Raw genomic sequence first — 15,801 nt, 5'->3', positions numbered from 1 at the left:
GGTCGATTGAAAGTTGACGATAATTTGGTTTACAATGTACTTCACCTAAATTTTAGTTAGTTTTACAGTATAATTTTGAGAGTAAATAAGATTCGATGAAACTATTTTTTACATTACTACTTATCATTAGTATTCCATTTCAACTTTGGAGTACACCTTCAAAATTGCCAAATTTTGCGGGTGCCGTTACCAATATCATTCAAGATAAGGAGGGGTATCTTTGGATTTCCTCTTGGGATGGATTGTATAAATATGATGGTTATGAAATTACTAGTTTTGGAGAAAGAAGTTACGAACCTTTATTAGAGAAAAAAGTCTCTGTTTTATTAGAACATTCCAACGGTCAAATATGGATCGGAACGGCAAACAATGGTATTTTCATTTATGATAAGCAGAAAGATAGTTTTACACACCTCACTCAACTCTCAGAATCAGCTAGAACTCTCAATGTAAAACGTATCAACTCTCTTACGGAAGACGGTAATGGAAATGTTTGGATAGGCACCAAAGAAAACGGATTGGTCTTCTACCATCAGAAAAATAAAATATTCACTTCCTATAAAATCAAAGATCTAGGAAATGAGTTTGATACCCAAATGTATAAGCAAGATTTAGTGCTGTCGGTACATTATGACAAAAGAGGTTTTATATGGTTTAGTACCATGCATGGTATGGGCTGTATGAACATTAAAACAAAAGATGTTTCCGTGTTGTTGGGAGAGTCTTATGGAAAGGTTTACAGCATTATTCAATCCGATAAAAATCAAATTTGGTGTTCCAATGCAAAGGGTGTTTTTACGGTAAATATCAATAAAAATAAGCTTGAAGGAAGAATAATCAATCAGCTTACCAGTAATAATAAATCCTATCTAAAGCATTCGCCATCGGATAAAAACAGATTGTGGTTTATGACTGCAAGGGACATCTATTCTATTGATATAAAAACTCAAAAATTGGAGAAAATGGAAGCCGTTGAAGGGAAAAAAGGCTTCTCTACTATTTTTGAAGATCGAGCAGGAGTATTGTGGATCGGTACACACTTTGGAGTATATTATTATGATCTTTTTAAGAAACCTATACACTCTCTTTTAGATCAAGAAATTAACTCTGTAGCCTCAGTCGAGGAAGTCGACGAAAAGATATGGGTTGGCACCGTTACAGGTGATTTATATTATAACACGACTGTTGAATTGGATTCTTCAAATCGTTTTGTGCAACACGAAGAAAGGTTTGAGCAAATTACAGGTATTGAGGAATTTGATGATGCAACTTGGGTCAGTACGGCAGGGAAGGGAGTGTATAAAATTGAAACCACGACTGCAAAAATACAACAGCAGTATGAAAAGTGGAATGAAATCCCCAACAGGTATGTCATGTCTATCGCCAGTAACCCACACGATAAAACTTTATGGTTGGGTTTTTGGGAATCCGGAATAGGATATTATGATAAGGCAAACAATAAATTTGTCGCTTTAAACAAAGGAGAAGGAAGGAGATTATTCGAAGCTCCGATTGTCAAAATTTACCCTGAAAACGATAGTGTACTTTGGATAGGTACAAGAGGTGAGGGCTTATGGAAAATGACTTATGATAGACGTTTTTCTATCACTGAACTTGAACAATACAACGTTCAAACGCCGACAATGAACACTTCTTTAGTTTCAGATATTATAGAAAAAGATGACAATACCTTATTGATTTCAACCGAAAATGGATTATTTGAATTTATCAAAAATAAGCGTCATTTCAGCCAGAAAAATATCCCTGAGAAGCTTTTGAAAGTCATCATTACGAGCATTGTAAAAACCAAAGAAAATGAAATTTGGGGTACTACTTTGACGAATGTTTTTGAATGGAACGATGATAGACTTTTAACTTACAGTATTGATGATGGGCTATCGAATGAGAGGTATTATAATGCCTCCAAAAAGCTCACTGCAAAAGGAGATATTTTATTAGGAGGAGATAAGGGAGTGGACTTTTTGGAAGTGTCATCATTTAAACAAAACCCGAATACTTGGGCTCCTGTTATTACAAAGTTTTATCTAAAAAAGAAAGAGATTCATTCCAAAGAAAAGGTGAATTCCAAAGTGATTTTGGAGGATGTGATTCAAAATGTTTCTTCCATTGAATTGGCCCACGATCAGAATACTTTTTCTTTTCATTTATCTACTTTGAATTATTCTAAAGGTGATGGGAAAATCTTCAGATATAAGCTTGATGGATTGGACAAGGATTGGATTGAAACAACAGACAACAATCATATTGTCACGTACAATGGTTTAATGCCAGGGAACTACGAATTCACTTTGATGGCTTCTAATGTGGATGGAGTATGGAGTGATCAGGTCAAGACATTACAGATTAAAATTGTTCCGGTATGGTACAAATCGCCCATCGCATTTATTTTTTACTTATGCTTCTTTGTAGGAGCAACAGTGGTGATTATGCGATGGAGAAGAAAGAAAGATATTCAAGCCAATCAGGAAAAATACGAACACCTAAAAGTACTTGAAGAGAAAATTGAATATGAAAGAAAAGTAAACTTCTTCACCAATTTATCTCACGAATTAAGAACTCCACTTACATTGGTGTTAGGGCCTATTGAGCAAATTGCTCAGAATTGTGTTGTAGAGGAAAAGTATCAAGGTACTCTAACGGTAGCATACAGAAATGCACAAAGGTTGTTAAGGTTGACGGATCAAATTATGTTTTTGACCAAGAGTCAGCATGGTCAGCTGAAATTGAATATAAAAGAAGAAACGACTGATTTGGTTGTCAAAGAAATTACCGAAGCTTTCAAACATACCGCAAAGCGAAAAAAGGTCAGTTATAACATATCCATTGATGAAAAACTTCAGAAAAGTGTGTTTATAGATCGCTTTATGTTTGAAGCGGTAATGTATAACCTGCTTTCCAATGCCTTTAAATACAACGTGGACAGTGGTGGCGTGTGGGTAAATGTTTCTACAATTTCACATGAAGATGTACAACAACAACTGTTGAATTATAAAGGAAAAGTACCTCAGAAGAAGTCGAAGAATTACTTAAAGGTAGAAGTGAAGGACTCAGGTGTAGGTATTCATAATGAGGATCTCGAAACCATTTTTGATCGCTTTTATAAGGTACAAGGAAAGAAAGATATGGGGTCTGGTTTAGGTTTAGCTTTTACCAAATCGATTATTGAAGTGATGAACGGTATCATCGAAGTGGAAAGTACACCTTCATTGGGTTCTAAGTTCACGGTACTTATTCCATCAGATAACGATTATTACTCTTCAACTGAGAAGGAAGTCAAAGACCAAGATGTTATCTCGAAGTTACTTTATTCTGAAACTGAACGATTGAAGTTCCCTAAAACACAATCGTTCAATAAAGAAGATGATACAACAGAAAAAGAAGACCTTATTCTTATTGTAGAAAAGTCAAGAGAACTTCGTGAATACTTAGGCAGTATTTTAGAACAAGAATATAAAATTATTTTTGCCGAAAATGGATTGGATGCTTACGAAAAGGTATTGAAGTACTTCCCGTCATTAGTTATTTCTGAAATGTACGTAGAAGGGATAGATGGTTTACAACTTTCAGAAAAAATTAAATCTGGAGAACAAACCAAACAAATTCCAATCGTCCTACTTTCACCAAATCCCGATACACAAGAGCGGATCAAAGCATTGGAGGCAGGGGCAGATTCATTTATTGCTAAACCTTTCGCACCAAAACATATAGAAGTAAGGGTCAATCAATTGTTAAAAGCAAGAACAAGCTTACTCAATGCCGAACCGAAAAAACCTTCTAAGAGAACTTCAAAAGCCAATCTTTCTTTTGAAGATCAGGTGCGAAAAATTGTAGAGAAAAATATCACCGAAGTGGAGTTCTCCGTACCAGAATTAGCGAAGGAAATGAACATGAGTAATATTCAATTCTACAGAAAAATTAAAACTGAAACGGGTATGCCTCCAGTGGAGTTTGTCAGAAATATCCGTTTCCAAAGAGCTTTAGAACTTCTGAAAACATCAGATTTAAACATTTCTGAAATTGCCTATGAGGTAGGCTTCAATGATCCTCAATACTTCAGAAGATCATTTAAAAAACAATTTGGGCAAACACCGTCGCAGTATAGGAAACCGATTAATTGATACTAATATTGTGCATCTTATACAGACGTATTACTAAAACATCCACGTTCTCGCTTCAAAGATTTTAAACTAGGTAGCGTTTCAACAAAAAATCCCCAACTATACGATCAAAAGCCGTATAGTTGGGGATTAAAATTTTGGAGAGTAATCTATTAATTAAATGACAGCATTTAACCAAAGAATAGAGTTAATGATAAGTGCAATTGTACCTCCAAGACGTAAGTTGAAACCTCTTTTCTTATCGTTTTCAATAAAGATGTTTCCGAGTGCGTAACCGACCATAAGAATACCAAGTGTCGATACGAGGAAACTGATACCGTATTCTGTTTCATTTAAGAAAGGAGATTCTACATGTGTGGCAGAATAACCTTGAATAAACCCGATTAAAACAAGTGCAGCGGCCACCATATTGGCAGAAACTTTATTGAGGAAAAAGAGTAGAACTCCCGGTATGATTAACGACAAGATGATTAGTTGTTCAATGTATGGAACAAGGAACAGATGATCTAAGGAAACAAAATAACCACCGAAAACACTGAGTAGAAATACAGCTGGTAAAAACCAAACTGCTCTACAGTTTTTCTTTGTGAAAATAATTCCTATTGTAGAGAAGAATAAGAAATGCGTAAAATCAATAATGTAATGATCAGCATCGATGTCATTTACATTGATACCACGAGCGTTCGCATTAATGATAAAAAGCGGAGTGAAAATTAATAATAAGAATAAAATCTTCTTGAATAATTTATTGTTATACATAATTTTACATTTAAAATATTGTTCTTCTAGTGTAAAGAACAAGTACCAAAATAGTGATAAGTAATAGAATAATTGATTGTTGACCTGTTTCAGGTTTTCTTAATAATGTGTAACTACATCTTTAATATTACAGCTAACCTTTTTTTTACTAAAAAAGTTCATTCATAATTTTGTGTCCCATTGACTTTTGAGCAGTTTAAAATAGCAAAATAGTATTTAAATATTGTTAATGTAAATGTAGTAATATTTTTAATATCAGTTGCTTGAATATTAGATATGTACAACTGTTTCATTAATATGTGAAAATTACAATTATTGTATTATTAGAAGAAAGCGAAGGGTCTTGTTTTTTGTAAGTAGTTGAATTGCAATGCTTAATACATGTGATAAATTCATGTTTAACCCCAAAAAGTGATTTCTAGGATAAAAAGCATTGCAACCCAATTTGAAGGTATATTTCTATTAAAATAAGATGCTATTGCTAAGTGAATAGCACTTATACATTTTTAATTCTGACAATATTTTTAGGCCAAGGGTCTTCAAATGAAAATCCATTTTCCCAAAGTTCAATTTCTTTATCTGTAAGGAAACAAGATTTTAACGCATCAGTAAATCGATCCACTTGTGATTCATCGCCGATGACTGTAAGGTCACAATGGCGGTCGCCAAAACGTCCTGCTTCTTGGGCAACGATTTCTTTTAGTTTTATAATCTCTTCTTCTATAAGACCATTATCTGGATCTTCTAAAATCCCAGATCGCCAAGACCCAATGATTTCTAGGCTAATTCCACCTGCAACCTGATTCCAAAGTAATGAATGTTTATCTCTGCTTGCTAACCAGAAAAAGCCTTTGCTTCTGTAAATTCTTTGATCTAAGTATTCATGACAAATATTCCAAAGGCGTTGAGGATGAAAAGGGCGATCATCTTTGATTACTCTCGTTGCCATATTGTAGGGGCGGTCATCTTTAGATTCGGCTTCCAAAACAGGTTTTAATTCTTGAACAAGCTGAGCTACTTTAAAGTAGTCGTATTCTGGAAGATCAAACAAAGCCTCGATCTCTAGCCTTCCAAAACTAAGTGAATGAGTGGAGGCATAAGGGTTGATTTGTTGAATATACGACGCAATATGTGGAAGCTTATCTTTCTCAATTCGATCACTTTTTGTCAAGAAAAGATGACTACAAAACATCACCTGTTCCACCAATAAATTAACAGTATCTCTCTTACCGTTACTTAAGTTTTGTTGAAGTCTAGGAATAAGTTGCTCTCCATAATTAAAATCATGACTGAGCATCAAACTATCAATTAAGGCAAATACTCCAATCAATTGCACCTCATTTTGCTCCTTAAAGTATTCCACAAGTGGCATTGGGTGACAACTACCTGATGTTTCAATGATAATTAACTTGGGTTGATGTTTTGCTAATAATCTTTCGATAGCTTGATCTAATTTTTCAATCCCTTTATCACTACTCAATAAGCAGTTGTGGATAGACTCCATGATACTGCTATTTTCTTCTACAGCGTCTGTAGTACCCAATAATTCACCATCAACATCCAATTCGCTCATATCATTAACGATGGCACAAACAGGAATGTCTTTTGTATTGGATTGGCCTAATAAGTTTCTAAATAAGGTCGTTTTTCCCGAACCCAAGAACCCATTAAGTATAACAGCAGGAATCTTTTTTGATGTCTCCATTTATAGTATTTTGGAATGATAGATAACACTTCATTTATCCTCTCTAACTCACCATTATTTCCCTGTATTTTTTACATAGAAATAATGCTGAACTAAATTCCCAAAGGTACTTTAATCTGTAGGAGGTTGCAAGTTTCTGATCCGAAACTGTATTCATCAGTCTTTTAGCTTATACTATATTTAAATAGTAAATTATTGAATTTATGATTGATAAGATCCGTCTTTCTTATTCCAATGCTGATACCTCCAAAATCAGAATATTCATCGTCCCAATTTAGAGCATCCATACCCTCTAAATCTATTTGCATGAGTAGACAATATTGATCTTTTTCCTGTTCTGCATCTAAGTAAAACTCTGATTTATCACCGGGAGTCATCAGGTTAATGTTTTTTTCAAAACAATACCATTCTGGATAAGTGTTTATAGCATCGTCAGTAGGATATCCAAGTAACTTAAAAGATGGCGAAGTTATTTCAAATTCTTCAGGTATTAATTCCCATCTAATTGTTAAGTCTTCTTCTATATAATTAGTATCATTTTTTACATGAAAATCCATAGGTTCAGGAATATCCATATACTGTTTAAAGTTCATTATACATTCTCTAAGTGTAGAACATTTTAGAGATGGATCCTCTTTTGTTTTAGTTGTTTTTAAATCTTCAAAGTAAAATGACCTTAATTGTTGAGTATTAAAATTGGGAATGGTGAATTTGCCTTCTTCATTTTCTAAGTACATAAATATAACAAGTAGACCTTTCTGGGGTAAAATTCCAGAAGTATCTAGGTGTTGAATTTCAGCAAAATTAATTTGACAAAAGAATTTTAAATTTTGCCCTTCAAATTCTGGGATTTCAAATTCATTTGGTAAATGAGGATAACCTCCAATTTTAGAAATGTTTCTTATACTAGACTCAGAACGTTCCCCAATAAAGCATGGTTTTAAATACTTTTTTAATGTGCTATTATGGTTTTGAAGATCAAGTGCATCAAGTTTTTTAGAAATCGAGTCTGCTATGTTATTGATTGTTTTTTGCATAAAGGGAAATTGATTAGTGTATAACAATAGATATTAAATGTTTATTTGCTATCAAACTAGAAGACCTTCAAATCATAATGAAAAGTCTTATTACCATGTGCATCCTTTTCATAATCGACGTCTATAGAAAAATCAACTCTGTATAATTCAAGAAGTTGGTCCAATTCTTTTTTCTTTCTTTTTAGGTCGTTCCTATCTCTTATATAGCGTAAGAGGGGATTAAAAGAGTACCCCAACAAAATAGTACCTGCAACGAAAACAAGAAGAGGTAGTCTAAAAAGGACAAAATCATTATTATAGCTTTTTACAAAAAGGTAATAGCAATAATAAAATGCAACTAATGATAAGGTAAAGAAAACAACAAAATTTAAATACACTAGATTGGTTTGTAAATCATTTTTCTTAATGTCGATGTACAAATTTGAGATTGAGTTTTTTAAATTCTTTCCCCATTTAATGTCTTTACATTTATAATTGAAGTTCGGTTTCTTTTCAGTTAGTTTACATGTGGTACCAGTAAGTATATGCATATTTTTATGTTCGCATAACTGACAATGTTTGCTTTTCATTAGTGTGCTCAATTTAGTTTACTTTAGTTAAAAAGATATTTTTCCTAATATCTAAATTGTATAGCAAAATTCAATACTATTAGACCTATGTTTGAGAAAATATATTGATGATGAATGAAGAAAATGAAATCTTGAAAGTAGTATCTCTTAACTCTTGTAGATCAATCGATGAGAAGATAACGAGAATCTAATTTATATAATGTAAGTAATATATAAATGAAAAACTCCCTAGTCTTTTATTCAAAGCTTAGAGAGTTGTATGTTTTTAAAGCGTCTTCACAAAATCCTCAATCGAAAGTTGTGGTTTACCCAATAAATCCCAGGTTGGTTCGGAAACCTGTTCTTCCTTTAATTGCTCAACATAGGTGAGTAGATGTTCCATAAAATCTTCATCCTCTTTGCTTGGTAAACCAATATGTTGAATAATATCTAAAGGATATTCTACTACTTTAATTTTTGGGTTGTAATTATCCACAAATCGTTGAGCAGCTTCTGGAAAACTGATTCCTTCTGTACCTTGAATGCTGAATGATTGATTGTAGGCTTTCTCATTACCAATAGCATTATAAATGTTATTAGATAGGTCGATTGTATTGGTGAAAAATACCGGATATTGATGATGCCCAATGATGGCAAATTCTTCTCCTTGAATGAAAGTAGGGAAAGAATCCAAGAAAACAGAGCAATGGAAATAGGTATACTTCAAGCCTGAGTTTTTCAGGTGATCCATTGCAGGTTTTCGGATCAAATTGGTTTTGTAAATCATACCTGTAGTCGCAAATTCAGGATGAGAAGAATCGATCCCCACAATTTGCATAATATGGTTTACTCCTAATTTCTTACAGACATCTACCACATTAATAATGCCTTCTCGTTCGGGGTAGAAAGTAGCATTTTCATTCCACGAAGTGGTATTTAGATTCAAATAAATAGTTTCTGTACCGATCAAAGCGTCTTTAAGACTATTTTTATCAGCCACATCTCCATAAACAATTTCGGCTTTTTCGGGCAATAGTGATTTCGCCTTTTCTACATCTCTAGCCACCACTTTTACCTGCACTCCCTTTTTAATTAATTCTTTTGTAATGTTTGAACCAAGAGCTCCTGTTGCTCCAATGATTGTGATATTTTTCATAGTAATAATTTTAGTGACTGAGTTTAATACCTATTATTCCGATAACGATAAGTGAGAGAAAAAGAAGTTTGCTCCAATTGAAAGGATTATCGAACAAAACGAAACCCATAAGAATAGTTCCACTAGCCCCAATTCCAGCCCATACAGCATAAGCCGTTCCCATCTCAATACTCTGCATAGATTTGAGCAACAACCCGAAACTCAATGCACCAAAAACGAAGAAACCAACGATACCTTTCCAATTGGAAAACCCTTCTGACATTTTCATTGAAGTAGTAAAAGCCACTTCAAACAAACCGGATAATAATAAATAAATCCAACCCATAGTATTTTGTATTTTTTGATTACAGAACAAAAGTAGGGGAGGTCAATGAGGATTCTTTTTACATATGTTAAATTGTAGGGGCAATCTTATTTTGTTCAATCGAATTCTCGTGCACCATGACTGAAGTCATGGGCAGGTGATACTGCAACCTATCCAAGACTAAAGTCTTGAAGGTTGGCAACGTAGGCAACACTTTAGTGTTGTTGGAGTCGGTGTCACCTGCCCATAGTTTTAACTATGGTGCACGAGACACTTGCTTATCTTTATTTATGTTCAAGGACTTATTTATTTCTGTGCCCTAATACGGCTCAACGTCACCTGAGTAATTCCTAAATATGATGCAATTTGCCCCAACTTCACTCGATTAAGGATCTGTGGATGCTTCTCAATCAATGAAAGGTATCTCGTCTTCGCATCCGTCACTTGGTTCAATAGTATTTGCTGTTCCATTTCCAGCAAACCGATTTCGGCCAGTTGTCTTCCGAAATTCGCTAATTCAATATTGGTATTATATAGTTCTAAAAGTTTACTTCTATCTATTTTCCATAGCACAACATCTTCCAATAACTCTATGGTTTCCAAAGAAGGTTTCGACTCTACAAAGTTACCTAAGGAGGCGATAACGTCCCCTTCAAAACCAAACCAATAGGTGATTTCTTTACCATCTGCATTAATATAGTAACTTCTAACAGCCCCTTTTTTAATAAAATACACTGAATGATGAATTTCACCTTTACTAATAATTTCTTCGCCTTTAGACCTTGATACTTCAGTGATATTCGAATAGAAAAGGTCAAAGTTTTCTGTTGATAAACCGTATTTATTTATAAAGAGTTCTTTAATGGAGTTCATTTTCTTAATGGTCAATTATTGAAATGGATGATAAAGATAAAAGGTAATTGGTTGCAAGAGAAATAAGAGATTTTACTTTTCCATCCATTGTTTCATCTCAGGAATAAAACGATCACTAAACTCAATCGCTTCATGATATATAGCTTCTGTTTTATGCACTTTTCGTTCAATTCTACCCACATTCAGTTCTTTTTCAGGGTATATAAGAAATGCCTTTCCTTGTTGTTCGAGCTCTCTGAGCTTTATGATGGACTCATTGTACTGCTGTGCACGGTTGACCAAATTGGTGTGTACATGAGGGTGTTTTCTATAAAACCATTTTGAAAAGGAGGTGAATTTCATGTCAGATTTCACATAGCCTTCAGGTCTTGTGAGCACTACCACAATTTTGTTAGCACCATTTTCAAAAGCAACATCGTAGGGAATAGAATTCGTCAACCCTCCATCCAAATATTCTTCGCCTTTGTATTTAACAATCGGAGATACAAAAGGCAGGGAACCACTTGCAGTGAGAATGCTGACAATATCCGGTTTGTCTAATTTATTGATGACAAAAAACTCAGCCTTTCCGGTATTACAATTACTCACTCCGACATGAAAATCGGGTGAAGTACGAAGTGTGTCATAGTCATAAGGAAGGAGGCGATGGGCAATATCACCCATAATAAAATCCCATGAAATATAGGAGCCATTGAGCAGTAAATGTTTGAATCCACCATATCGCTCGTCTTCATTATAAGCGTTCAATTTTTTATTACGCTCTAGCTGTTTTGAAGCAAAAGATGCCCCATATAATGCACCTGCTGAGATCCCAAACACGGAATCAAAATTTATATTGTGCATCAGAAATGATTCGAGGATTCCTGCAGTAAACATTCCTCTAGAACCACCTCCTTCGAGAACCAATGCGACTTTGTTTTTCATGGTTAGTTTTTCGATCAAATCAATAATTGAATTTACTCTTTCGATTAAATAAATATGCACCATAGACTGAACTATGGTGCACAAAATAGAATTTCTATTACTTAGATCCCAAAATGATTAATCGGACCATTTCCTTTCCCCAGCACTTTATCTTTTCCTTCCTTAATGGCATTGTTGACATAACTACAGCCTCTCTTCACTGCATTTTCTAAGTCATCTCCTTTTCCAAGAAAAGTCGCAATGCTTGAAGATAAGCTACAACCTGTACCGTGAGTATTGTTTGTATCAACTCTTGGGTTTTTAATTACAGTTGTTTTGCCTGTCGGAAATTCATAAAGCACATCATGCATTTCAGAAGTACCAAAATGACCACCTTTTAGTAAGACGGAAGTTTTGAATTGCGTCCCAATTTCTTTAGCTGTAGACTCCACGTTACTTTGGTCGATGGTGTGCCCAATCAATAACTCTGCTTCTTTATGATTTGGAGTGATAACCGTAACCTGGGGAAACAGTTTTTTCAAACACTCAATCGCATCTTCTGTAATTAAAACATCACCAGAAGTAGCGACCATTACAGGGTCAAGCACAATGTTTTTGACCTTGTATTCAGTAAGTTTTGAAGCAATCGTTTCAATCACTTCACAAGAATGAAGCATACCGATCTTGATTGCACTAAAATCAATATCACTAAATACCGCTTCCAATTGCTTTTCGAGATGAGCAACCGGAAGTGCATGAATGTCGGTGACCCCTTGTGTATTTTGAGCAGTTGTGGCCGTTATCACACTCCCTGCATAGGCCCCACAAGCAGAAATACTTTTGATGTCTGCTTGAATTCCTGCACAACCGCCTGAATCACTTCCTGCAATCGTCAATACACTTTTATAAGCTGTTTTTATACTTTCCATGCTTCTTTGTTGTATGCACTGTCCCAAAACATCCACTCTAATTTCGAAGCTTTTTCGAAGGCTTCATTCATCTTTTCAATTCTTTCAGGAGAAGCCTCACTGGCCAATTTATTAGTAATATCCACCGCTTTTTTGACTGAGTTGGCAAACGCTTCACCACCATAGGTATTGATCCAATCTTGGTAAGGGTTTTCGCCTTCGTTATTTTGATTGGCTAGGATATAATCCCCCACTTCTTTATAAATTGTAAAGCAAGGCAATACAGCTGCTAAACCTTCTTCCAATGATTTTGTATGTACTATTCTCGATAAATAACTGATGTACAATTCACAAGTAGGAGAGGCTTGAGTTGTTCTTTCTTCTCCTGTTAAGAAGTTCTCATGCAAAGCATCTTCAACATGAATAATACCCGTGGCTGAGCCTAAGAAAAACTGAGTATCTTGATCGTCTTCACATCTTATTCCTACTTCCGCCAAGATCTTTTTATACTCTGCTAAATAGATAGAATCTTGATTGATATAAAAATTAAATACTTCCTTCGAAAGTGTACCCTCCATTAGATCTTTGATGAAAGGATGTTTATATATTTCTTGTAAAATGTAATCAGTTTTTTCACTGATTGCTTCGTACCAATTTGACATAAGATGTTTTCAGTTTTGGTTGTTTGTTAGATCAGCCGTGTTTGGCTTACAAAGAACAAATCTAAACAATTATTTAACAAAGGACTTTTACACAAAAAAATAAATAACTAGTACAAGTCACGCTTTCAGCTTAAGACATGAATCAGTTTATTTTTTTACAGAAAAGCCTTATTCGCTTATCTACATATAAAAATGAAAAGTGTTTTAATCTAATGGTCTTTTTTAGAAATTTTAAATCAATAAACTTGAAAACAATAATGCCTATCAACATAGTGAATTATTGATAGGCATTGGATTGATACATTATAAAAAGAAGTACTAATTCATATTAGCAGATTCAATATACTCTTTAGGGCTTAATCCTGTTTTTTTCTTAAATAAACGAGAAAAATACTGAGGGTACTCAAAACCCAATTTATAGGCAGTTTCTGAAATGGAAGCATTTGGAGCAAGAAGTAAACTTTTTGCTTCTTCTACCAAGTATAGATTAATTTGATCTACTGCCGTTTTTCCCGTTTCTGATTTAATAGTATCTCTCATATAGCGGTGACTTACCCCTAATTTTCCAGCGATCCACTCTGCAGTAGGGATGCCATTTTCTTCTAATAAATTTGATTCAAAATAGTCATCTAATATTTCTTTAAAGCGAGTGAAAAGGGCTTTATTGATTTCTTTTCGATTAAGAAATTGACGTTTATAAAAACGGTCTGCATACCTCAGTAAAGCTTCCATATGTGTCAAGATGATGTCTTTACTAAACTCATCTTGATTATTCTGATATTCCGTTTCAATGGTTTTGAAGATGGTCTTGATCGTATTTTCTTCTTTGGGAGAAAGGTGCAGTGCTTCATTCACATTATAATTAAAGAAGTTGTAATTTTTAATGCGTTTTCTAATCTCAGTTCCTGCAATAAAGTCTTCGTGGAAAGCAATAAACCAAGACTCAGAACTGACGATGATATCTTTAAGCGTATAAGTTTGATCAGGAGAAGAGAAGAACATAGTACCTGTTTCACTATCGTATTTTGTTCTACCGTAAATAAATTCTCCCGACACGATATTTTTCAGACTGATAATATAAAAACGGTTAGTATAACTCACTTCTGTTTGAGAAGAAACGCAATTTTGAATTTCTTCTTCACTCAACACTTTGCAGCCTACCGTAAAAAGCGGGTTTTCTGGTGCAGGCAAATTTTGAGCTTTATTGAAATCAGTGATGTTATTGAAAACGATATTCTCCATCTTATTTTTGATTAGAAGTGAAGGCGTCTAGTTCTACTTTGTAGTCTTCTAGTCGAGCCTTGGCATTACTATCAATCACAGTAAAAACCATCATAGTGGCTACTATTGCCACACCTGTCGCTTGCCATACTGGTTTTTGCATAAACATGATCATCAAAGCACCCAATATTGCAATGGCTGGGAATACTTTAAAAGCAGCCGTTTTATAGGTGGAAATAGTTTTGTCTACTCGTTCAATTTCTGACGCTACAAAAGAAGGGGCATCTTGATTGTAAGCTGCTTCAAAACCACCTACTCTCGCTTTATTGGAGAAAAATAATCCTAACCCTGATGCCAAAAGGAATATTCCTGCAATGGAAACGGGGTAGATAAATGCTCGTGCAAATTCAGTTTTTCCCATTTGCCAGAACCCAAAGCCTGTGATTAAAAAAAGGATTCCTAAGAGGATGAAAAATGAAATAGAAAGCGATTCCGCTCGTCCCCAGTCTGTCGCTGCTTTTAAGATATCCATTGTTTTATATTTTTAATTTGTGTTTTTATTTTTAGAAGTTCCACTTACAATTTGTCTCTTTTTCTGATAAAGACCACAATTTTGTCATGACTTCTTTGTCCAGTGCATGAGGTTCTAATTTGCATTCACCAACAGGCCCTGTCCAATAGTTCATACCGGTTGGACCATAGAATGCATTTTGTTTCAAATCCCCTTCAGTGGCACACATCAGTTCAGGATAAGCTCCTTTTTCAGCAGATTGAACTAAAGGTGATGCGGCCAAAATCTTCCATGAAATTCTGGTGATCAATGGAGCATCTTTTTTGATCAGTGAGGTTTTAGAAGCACCTGGATGACAAACATAAACACCAACATTTTTATTCGCATTTTTGATATGATCTTGTAATTCATAAGCAAACATCATCTGAGCCAATTTACTTTGAGAGTATACTGCATTTGCTTCGTAGTTTTTATCCCAGTTCATATCATCAAATTGGATCGTTTTAATGCCCATTTTATAACCTTCACTTGCCACAACTACTATTCTACCATTGGAGGCTTCGATCTTATCAAAGAGTAAGTTATTTAAAAGGAAATGTCCATAATGGTTAGTTCCCAACTGACTTTCAAAGCCGTCTACTGTAATTTCTTGTTTTGCCACTTGTGCTACTGCGGCGTTACAGATTAGAGCATCTATTTTAGGAATAGTTTGGTTAACTTCTTCCGCAGCTTTTCTGACAGAATCAAGACTTGCCAAGTCCATCACAATGAAAGAGACTTTCGCCTCATTACCAAATAGTACTTTCAGGTCATCAATTGCTTTTTCAGATTTTGCAGCACTTCGGTTAAGCATTACAACTTCAGCTCCTTTGCTCAGAAGAATTCTAGTGGCTTCAAAACCAGCACCTCCATTTCCTCCTGTAATTACAAAAGTTTTACCTTCTAGGTTATTGATTCTCTCTGGAGTCCATCCTTTTTTACCAAATTGATTAGCCATGATAATTACTATTTAGGTGATTCAAATGATTACAATACAAAGGTCGCTGATGAGTGGGCTTTAACGCTTATACATTTT

At 34.6% G+C, this 15,801-nt stretch carries 13 protein-coding genes; 1 reads left to right on the top strand and 12 read right to left on the bottom strand.

What is annotated here, in order from left to right; translation table 11 throughout:
* Positions 1 to 95: 95 nt before the first annotated feature.
* The gene (locus PL77_RS22440; protein WP_044210521.1) at positions 96 to 4,139 is read left to right on the top strand and encodes a helix-turn-helix domain-containing protein; all 4,044 of its coding nucleotides are present in this window, start codon (positions 96 to 98) and stop codon (positions 4,137 to 4,139) included.
* A 156-nt stretch (positions 4,140 to 4,295) separates the two neighbouring features.
* Here the strand turns inward: PL77_RS22440 and PL77_RS22435 are convergent, their stop codons facing one another.
* The 12 genes from PL77_RS22435 to PL77_RS22375 form a co-directional block, all read right to left on the bottom strand.
* Positions 4,296 to 4,898, bottom strand: a complete 603-nt coding sequence (locus tag PL77_RS22435) for a HupE/UreJ family protein (protein WP_044210518.1) — start codon at positions 4,896 to 4,898, stop codon at positions 4,296 to 4,298.
* 496 nt (positions 4,899 to 5,394) lie between these two features.
* The gene (locus PL77_RS22430; protein WP_044210516.1) at positions 5,395 to 6,603 is read right to left on the bottom strand and encodes a GTP-binding protein; all 1,209 of its coding nucleotides are present in this window, start codon (positions 6,601 to 6,603) and stop codon (positions 5,395 to 5,397) included.
* A 164-nt stretch (positions 6,604 to 6,767) separates the two neighbouring features.
* A complete protein-coding gene (locus PL77_RS22425) occupies positions 6,768 to 7,640 on the bottom strand; it encodes a DUF1963 domain-containing protein (protein WP_044210513.1) in 873 nt (290 codons plus the stop codon).
* An 834-nt stretch (positions 7,641 to 8,474) separates the two neighbouring features.
* A complete protein-coding gene (locus tag PL77_RS22415) occupies positions 8,475 to 9,344 on the bottom strand; it encodes an SDR family oxidoreductase (RefSeq protein ID WP_044210505.1) in 870 nt (289 codons plus the stop codon).
* 10 nt (positions 9,345 to 9,354) lie between these two features.
* Positions 9,355 to 9,669, bottom strand: coding sequence for a multidrug efflux SMR transporter (locus PL77_RS22410; RefSeq protein WP_044210503.1), 315 nt, complete (start codon positions 9,667 to 9,669; stop codon positions 9,355 to 9,357).
* A 285-nt stretch (positions 9,670 to 9,954) separates the two neighbouring features.
* Positions 9,955 to 10,521: a Crp/Fnr family transcriptional regulator gene (locus PL77_RS22405; RefSeq protein WP_044210501.1), complete on the bottom strand. Its 567-nt coding sequence runs from the start codon at positions 10,519 to 10,521 to the stop codon at positions 9,955 to 9,957.
* A 72-nt stretch (positions 10,522 to 10,593) separates the two neighbouring features.
* On the bottom strand, positions 10,594 to 11,445 hold the full coding sequence (locus tag PL77_RS22400; RefSeq protein ID WP_044210563.1) for a patatin family protein: 852 nt from the start codon (positions 11,443 to 11,445) through the stop codon (positions 10,594 to 10,596).
* 101 nt (positions 11,446 to 11,546) lie between these two features.
* Entirely contained in the window at positions 11,547 to 12,353 is an 807-nt protein-coding gene (gene thiD, locus PL77_RS22395; protein ID WP_044210498.1) for a bifunctional hydroxymethylpyrimidine kinase/phosphomethylpyrimidine kinase, read from the bottom strand.
* On the bottom strand, positions 12,341 to 12,994 hold the full coding sequence (gene tenA, locus PL77_RS22390; protein WP_044210496.1) for a thiaminase II: 654 nt from the start codon (positions 12,992 to 12,994) through the stop codon (positions 12,341 to 12,343). The genes thiD and tenA overlap by 13 nt, the downstream gene beginning before the upstream one ends.
* Before the next feature lie 318 nt (positions 12,995 to 13,312).
* On the bottom strand, positions 13,313 to 14,236 hold the full coding sequence (locus PL77_RS22385; protein ID WP_044210495.1) for an AraC family transcriptional regulator: 924 nt from the start codon (positions 14,234 to 14,236) through the stop codon (positions 13,313 to 13,315).
* 1 nt (position 14,237) lies between these two features.
* Positions 14,238 to 14,747 carry a hypothetical protein gene (locus PL77_RS22380; RefSeq protein WP_044210493.1) on the bottom strand — a complete coding sequence of 170 codons (510 nt, stop codon included), beginning with the start codon at positions 14,745 to 14,747 and terminating at the stop codon, positions 14,238 to 14,240.
* A 31-nt stretch (positions 14,748 to 14,778) separates the two neighbouring features.
* Positions 14,779 to 15,723 carry an SDR family oxidoreductase gene (locus tag PL77_RS22375; protein WP_044210490.1) on the bottom strand — a complete coding sequence of 315 codons (945 nt, stop codon included), beginning with the start codon at positions 15,721 to 15,723 and terminating at the stop codon, positions 14,779 to 14,781.
* Positions 15,724 to 15,801: the final 78 nt, after the last annotated feature.

The sequence above is a fragment of the Flammeovirga sp. OC4 genome (genome assembly GCF_000812565.1).
Classification (GTDB): domain Bacteria; phylum Bacteroidota; class Bacteroidia; order Cytophagales; family Flammeovirgaceae; genus Flammeovirga.
This window is presented reverse-complemented; position numbering and strand designations above follow the sequence as displayed.